This window comes from Candidatus Angelobacter sp. (assembly GCA_035607015.1).
Taxonomy (GTDB): Bacteria; Verrucomicrobiota; Verrucomicrobiia; order Limisphaerales; family AV2; genus AV2.
Genome location: DATNDF010000518.1, coordinates 1 through 6,973 on the forward strand (window position 1 = coordinate 1; position 6,973 = coordinate 6,973).

General features: G+C 61.6%; 4 protein-coding genes. All 4 read right to left on the reverse strand.

Annotated elements, in window-relative coordinates; all coding sequences use genetic code 11:
* A partial coding sequence (locus tag VN887_20810) for a hypothetical protein (GenBank protein ID HXT42461.1) occupies positions 1–843 on the reverse strand: 843 nt, incomplete at its 3' end.
* A 94-nt stretch (positions 844–937) separates the two neighbouring features.
* Positions 938–3,388, reverse strand: coding sequence for a hypothetical protein (locus VN887_20815; protein HXT42462.1), 2,451 nt, complete (start codon positions 3,386–3,388; stop codon positions 938–940).
* 134 nt (positions 3,389–3,522) lie between these two features.
* Positions 3,523–4,944 carry a basic secretory protein-like protein gene (locus tag VN887_20820; protein ID HXT42463.1) on the reverse strand — a complete coding sequence of 474 codons (1,422 nt, stop codon included), beginning with the start codon at positions 4,942–4,944 and terminating at the stop codon, positions 3,523–3,525.
* A 135-nt stretch (positions 4,945–5,079) separates the two neighbouring features.
* The gene (locus VN887_20825; protein ID HXT42464.1) at positions 5,080–6,423 is read right to left on the reverse strand and encodes a hypothetical protein; all 1,344 of its coding nucleotides are present in this window, start codon (positions 6,421–6,423) and stop codon (positions 5,080–5,082) included.
* Between the last annotated feature and the right edge of the window lie 550 nt (positions 6,424–6,973).

The window sequence follows — 6,973 nt, forward strand, 5'->3', positions numbered from 1 at the left end:
GCGCCGGAGATTTCGCGCGAGATAAATTCGTTGCTCGCGGTCGCAGAATGCCGGGCGAAAAGCATCGGGCGGTTGTGGCGCTGAGACGCAGGTCAGCACCGCGGCCGTGCGGATGGGGCTGCTGTCATCCACACCGCGCTCGATCTTGTTTCGCAACGGCGCGTGCAACACCAAACCCTTGGGCATGCTGATGGTCGAGACCAGCGAATCGCCGGGCTTCAGGGCCACGGGCAGCTTCTGGACGAGGGCGGGATCGAACCAGTTTCGCACGCCGCTGTCATACGCGACTTTCATCTGGGCCGGCGGATTGCGCATGAACCCGTTGCGGACCCGTTGATTCTCGGGGCGCTCCTTGTCCATGTGATCGAGTTCGGCTTCGGCTATTTCCGCGCCATAAAGCGGTCGGGGATCAATCGTTTTGATCGTCGCAGGTCCAACGACGTACCAATCGCCGTTGATAAACTGTCCGACGCGGGCGGGCTGCTCGAAGGTCCAGGTGATGCCGTACTGCGAAACACTTTGCTTGAGCGGAAGCGCTTCGAGCGCCGGTGTCGCAGGCGGATGGTCTTTGGAGTAAACCGCCGCCGACCGATGAATGGAGGGATCATCGGCGATGGCGCGCACGCTGTAAGGATCCTTCTCCGTTGCGATGGCTTGCTGATCGAAGACAGCGCCAGAGGAAATCGCAACGCCGGACGCGCACAGTCCCCAAACCAGCAACCGGCGCAGCGAAGATCGCAAGTGGCCATTGGCACCCATCGTGAGGAGAGAACCGGCACGCTGTTGCTGACGGTTCGATTGACGCGGTGAAGCAATGCGTCGCCGGGTGCGGATCGTGGCCATGCTGTCATTGCACGTTGAATCGGTTTTTCGCGCAAGCCGATTCCACAATGGACAGGCGTTTGGCGGCGGATAAAAAATGGCGGCCGGTCGTCTTTCAGGGAATCTGCCGCATCCGGTAAGTCCGGACATTTGCGCCTGTCGCTGAGTTGGTGATGTCCGAGGCAGACAGACTATTTGTAAGCAGCGGCGTCCAGGTGACGAAGTCGGCCGAGTGTTCGATGACATAAGCGGCGCGGTCGGTCGCGGTGGCGCGGAACTTGAACGTGTTTCCCGGAAGCATCTGCGGATTGAGCAGCCGCAGGATCGCAGGCGGCGTGAAATCAATCTGGTCGTTCCAACGCGCGATGTATCCGGAGTCGCCGCCGCCGGCGTCCTCGAAAATGCCGCCGACGAACAGATCGTTGCCCCAGGCCAGCAGGGCGTTCCCACGCGTTACACTGATCATGTTGCCGATACCGCTGCCGAGGGCTTCCCATTGGGCGCCGTCCCACCGGGCGATCGAGTGGGCGAGCGTGGCGCCGCCGGCATTAGTGAAGGTTCCCGCCGCATACAGGTAACTTCCAATCTTCGCCAGCGACCGCACGGAAGCGGCGCTGGTGTAAAACATGCCCTGGCCAAGCGATGACCAGTTGCTGCCGTCCCATTTGGCGATGGCAGGCGCCGTCACGCCGCCGGCCGAGGTGAATGATCCGCCCACATAAACGTCCGTGCCGTCCACCAGGATGGCGCTTACGGTGCCGTTGACGCCGGTGCCAAGCGGCGACCAGTTCGCGCCGTCCCACATGGCGATGCGGTTCGCAGTGATACCGCTGGCGTTGGTGAACGATCCGCCCACATAAACGATGCCGTTCGCCGCGCAGATGGCGTTCACGCTGCCGCTCACGCCATTGCCCAACTCCCACCAGTTGGCGCCGTCCCAGCGCGCGATGCGATTCGCCGCTACATCGAATCCAGGCGAGTCGTAGGCGTTGGTGAAACTTCCGCCCACATAAACATCCGTGGGAGTAACTTCGATGGCGAACACTGGACCGTCGAGGCCGCTGGCCAGCGGCGACCAGTTGTTGCCGTCCCACATGGCGATGTTGGTGCAATCAATCCCTCCGGCGCCCGTGAAGTCGCCGCCGATGTAAACCTCGTTGTCGCGGGCCTTGATGGCGCGAACATCCAGACTGCCCGCGAAGGATCGGGTCAACCCGCCGCCCAGCGCATGCCAGTTGGTCCCATCCCAGCGCGCGACGCGTGAGGCCGGCGTATCCCCCGCAGCACTGAAGAATCCACCCATGTAAACGCTGTTGGCGGCCAGCCCGAGCGCCTGCACAAAAAAGTGCGTGCCTTGCGCCGGTTTACCCATGACGCCGTGCCAATTGAAGCCGTCCCAGCGGATGATGTGATTGCCGATGACCGTGCCCGCAACGTTGAAATCTCCACAGAGGTAGATCGAACCGGAATTGGAAACGGCGCAGGCGGGGGTGCCGTTGATGGCACCGATGGACGACCAGGAGAGGCCGTCCCACCGGGCGACACGCGTCGCGGTGACGCCGCCGGCGTTGGTGAAGTTGCCGGTGGCATAGAGGTCGGTTCCGAGAAACGCCAGGGCGTTCACGGGAGCGCTGTTCGCGGGTGCTTTAAGTCCCGAGCCCAGCGCCGACCATGTATTGCCGTCCCACCGGGCAACGTTGAGGGCCGGCACGCCATCACCGACCGCAGTGAAATTGCCGCCCACATAAAGGTCGTCACCCAGGAATTGCAGCGTTGAAACGGGGACTCCGGTCAAGATGCTGGCGTCACCCGACACGCCACCGCCGACATCGAACCAGGCGCTGCCATCCCATCGCGCGAGATTGGTAACCGCAACGGTTCCGGCGTTGGTGAACGCGCCTCCCACATAGAGTTGCCCATTATGCCAGGCCATGACATTCACCGAGGGAAACAGGAAGTTGTCGTAATAGCCAATGCCGTCCCCCAGCGTTGACCAGTTCGTCCCGTCCCATCGGGCAATGTTGGTGGCGAGGATTCCGCCCGCATTGGTGAACGCGCCGCCGACGTAAAGGTTGGCGCCGTCGGTCGTCATCTCGAAAACCACACCGGAAAAACCGCCCACATCCGACCAGTTGGCGCCGTCCCATTTTGCCAGGCCGACCGCGGGAACGCCGCCCGCTTGCGTAAAGACGCCGCCCACATAAACGTTCGAACCGAGAAACGCGAAATCATAGATCACCAGTGTACCAGCGGTGATCTCGCCGAGAGTGCTCCAGTTGGTTCCATCAAAAATGTTCACCGTTGTGTTTGTGGCCAGCTGCCCGCTGAGCAGGCTGTAGCCACCCGTGTAGAGTGAATTGCCATTGAAACGCAACGCGAAGTTCCGGGTGCCGGTGCCGGCCATGCCGAACTGGCGATCCCAATGGCCGTCGCCCGGCGCGGCGATGGCTGGAGCAACGGCGATTCCGAAAAGGACCGCAACGAGAACAGCCGACAGGACTCGTGGAAAAAATCCGACTCGAACGACGTTCACACCGAAACGGCGAAGGGGAAATTGGTGGGTCACGTCCCAGAAATAGCGGTTTCGACTCCGGTCGTCAACGCGACGCTCACCGCGCTGTTACGGGCACGCATCGCTGAAACTTGCCGGGCACCACGGCGGTCGGCCCGACGACGTTCACTGGCGGTTTTGGGCGCCCGTCATTTCACGACCGCATCAGGCTTCTTCGCACCGGACCCGGCTTGTGCGGCGCTGATCCGCTCTTCGTTGGTTTTTTTCCAGTCGTCACCGAGTTCCTGGAGCGTTTTGCCCGTCCAATCCTTCCAAAGCTGCTCGGCGTACTTTCCCTCCCGCGCGGCGGCGTTCAGCTTGCGGACGATTTCGTGGTCATGGTTCTGCGTGACCCAATTCAGAAAATTGCCCGTGATGCGGTAGCTCGCGTCATATTTCGTCCGCGCCAGATTCCGCTCCGTGATCTCGGCTCCCTTCGTCTCCGGCTCATAGAGGAACCAGCGGATGTAGTCGGCGATGCCCTCGACCAGCCAGCCCGGGGTGCGGGTGGCGTTGGGGTTCGAGCGCCTCGCGCGTCCGTAATTCTGGACCACGTGGACCATCTCGTGCACGACCGAGCCGACCGCTTCGCGTTTCAATTCCCGCCGGAACCAGCCGCTGTTCAGATTGATCCGGCCGCCCGCGGCTGCCGCCGGCGTGCCGCCCATGTCATTCCGGAACCTCAACGTGACGTTGGTCGCCGCCTCGAAGCCGTCGCTCGGCAACATCGCGACGAGCTTCGGGTACCATTCCTGGACGACCGGCCGGAGTTTTGCGTCCGCCCACTCCATCAGGTCCGGCGCTGCTGTCGCGTCGAGCGTGAACTTGTATTTCCCTCCTTCCGCCGCGAACGATCTGACGATGGGTTCTTCGTCGCCGGCTGGCGCGGCCGTGGGCGCCGGCCCGTTGGCGTCGATCACATCGATCTCGCTGTAAAACGTGTTTCCGAAGGCGTCCCGATCCTCGGTTCGCGAAATGTCGAACAGCAGGTAGCGATACCGGCCCAGCACGCCTGACTCGGGGTCCGACATCGTCACCCCGTACTGGCCGCCGCCATCATCTTCCGATGGGCGCGTGTCCACACTGGCGACGAGCTTCCATCCGCACGATAGCGGGTCGGTTCCCCTCTTGGGCGCCGCATTGAATCCATCTGTGCCGCCCTCGGCCGCGAACAGCTTGTAAACCTGCGGGGCGCGCGTACCGGTGTGCCATGAGTAGGTGTTCACCTGCTTCACCGCAATGACGCTGCCGAGATCGAGTTGAAGCCTGCCGCCATCCGTGCCGGCGCGGAAAAAGAAATTCTCCGCCGGCTGATCCTCGTCCGCGGGAACCCGCCCGTCATGCAGGACGTCCGGTTCGCCTCCGTTCCCATCGCGCTCGCCGTCCACCAATGTGAACGTCCCCTTCGTGGCAGCGTCGTTGTTCGCGGGCGCGGGCACGGCTTTGAACCTGAAGCCCGATCCGCCGGGATTGTGTTCAGTGGAAACCCTGACCCCGGCGTTTGAGAGCGGCGCGGACAGCAGGAGAAACATTCCCGCGACCAACAGTCGGCGAGTCGTGATGGGTGTCATAATGCGCGGACAAAACAATGTCGCAGCGGCGTCAAATTACAATTCCTGTTTTAGAACGGGGAAGGCGTCCAACACGAACACACGCGGCGAGTAAAGAGACGAACGTCCGCGTCTCAAAGGGCGATGGTGGCAACTTCATTTCGGTTCTCCGGTGTCGTTCTCTGTCCCGGCGTTCCTGCTTTTGTTTCCAACGGAACGAAACCGCAGCGCCGTGTATTCCCGGGTTTCCTGCAGACGAAAACCGGACTTTTGAATTTCTCTCGCGATCTCGGGCATGTGGGCCGCGCCCCACGGTACAATGATGTATTCCGATTGCGGGAGTCGGCTTTGGATTTCGTCCAGGAGGCGCCGGTTGCGCTTCCGGAGGAGATCGTCCAGAAGTTGTTCCTGAAACTCGGGAGCCGGCGGATTTTGTATCAGTGTCTGTACATTCTCCGCGTTCAACCCCTTGGAATAAATGAGCATGACCCGGTTGAGGAAATCAATCGTGGTTGGGGCGAACTGTTCGACATCCACATCAGCCCGCACCAACCGTTCCCGGCTTGGCTTGAACTCCTTCACCTGCTCGGCGACGCCGAGCGAGGCCGCCACGCGCTGGTAACTGATCCCGTTCGTGAGCAGATGCCGGCGGTCCGTCACGCCTTCCATGAGAATGATCGCGTTGGTCGGAAACGATTGCGAAAGCTTGCGGTAGAAGTCCGGTTCCCCGATGTGCGACATGGGCACCAACTGGATGGTCTTTCCGTCGTCGCGAACGTATCGTCTCACCTGGACCGTCAAACCGCCCGGCCGCAGCGCCAGGAAGCCCTCGCTGAAATGATTCACGGCAAGCGCGGCGCAAAGGCAGAGATAACCAACGGCGGCAGGCAACAACATGAACAAGTTCACCAGCAGGAATGCCGACAGATTCCGCCAGCTGAATCGCCGGGCCTCAAGCCGGTTCCCGGCGATCAACGGCCAACGGAACTTAAACCCACCCTGCACCCGGTAAAGGACGCTCAGACCGCAGAGCACCTCGCAGAACGACGTGACCCAGGCGATCTTCTCACAACGACTGTAGAAATAGATCAAGAACGGTATGACGACGAGTTGAGCCAGAGGGGTGAACAGAACAACCGGCAAAAACAGGCATTTGGGGATCATGGGAGTGAGTCCCATCAGGCCGTAAACCACCAGAGCGATGAGAGCGGCGAAAAAAAACAGAACTCCACGAATCAACCCCAGGACGTGGATACCGAAAAAGAGAATCAAGGAGTCATCGACCAGCGAAACGGCCCCATCGGCCAGGAATAGTCCCAGACACAGGCTCAGCAGGACGGCGATCAACCGTCGCGCGGGCGAGGACTCGATCGTTGGCTGCGGCGACAGCGGCGGAGGAGAGTCGGCGGACAGGAAAGGGGGAGTGTTGACCGCGGGCGGGGACGCGCTGCCAGCCTCCGGATCGCCATTGAACTGAGGCGGTTTTGGATCCACTGGCATGGCTTGATCAGCTAAGCACCACAGTTTTATTTTGGAGCGAGAGCGTTGGGAACGCACAGCACAAACATGTCGAAGCGGAAGGGCAATGCCCGACCGTACGGGAAGCGGGCGAGACGGCGCGCGGCGGCCCGGGGTTGCACATGCTCCGTGCTTTCCGTCGCCTGCTTTTCAAGTTACAGCCACAACGCATGGTATCATACAAATTGTCGCGCCCTTCACCGGGACTGAGCAACCGCCGGTGCATTGAATCATGTCGCCGGGCTGTGCCTCGAGCCGTTTCTTTCAGTTGTCGGTCCGTCCGGCACCTGTCACACCCGGCTGTTGTGGCGACGTCCGAGAATTACCGCGGGCGCGGATTCAGGGACAACGCGGCGGTCGTATCGTTGGCCATGGTTCAATCGCCGAACATCACCAGCGCAATGGCTGCCATGAGCAGCACGGCGCCTGCGAGACGCCATCTTAGCACACCCGCGCCGAGGTGCTGCTCGCGATTCTCAAACCAGTGCCCGATTGCCCACACCGCCACCACGCTCCACAACCCACGCGAGCT

What these genes read in the sequence shown, in the direction of transcription:
- VN887_20820 (HXT42463.1), bottom strand. Translation starts at nt 4,944, where the DNA reads ATGACACCCATCACGACTCGCCGACTGTTGGTCGCGGGAATGTTTCTC.
- VN887_20825 (HXT42464.1), bottom strand. Translation starts at nt 6,423, where the DNA reads ATGCCAGTGGATCCAAAACCGCCTCAGTTCAATGGCGATCCGGAGGCT.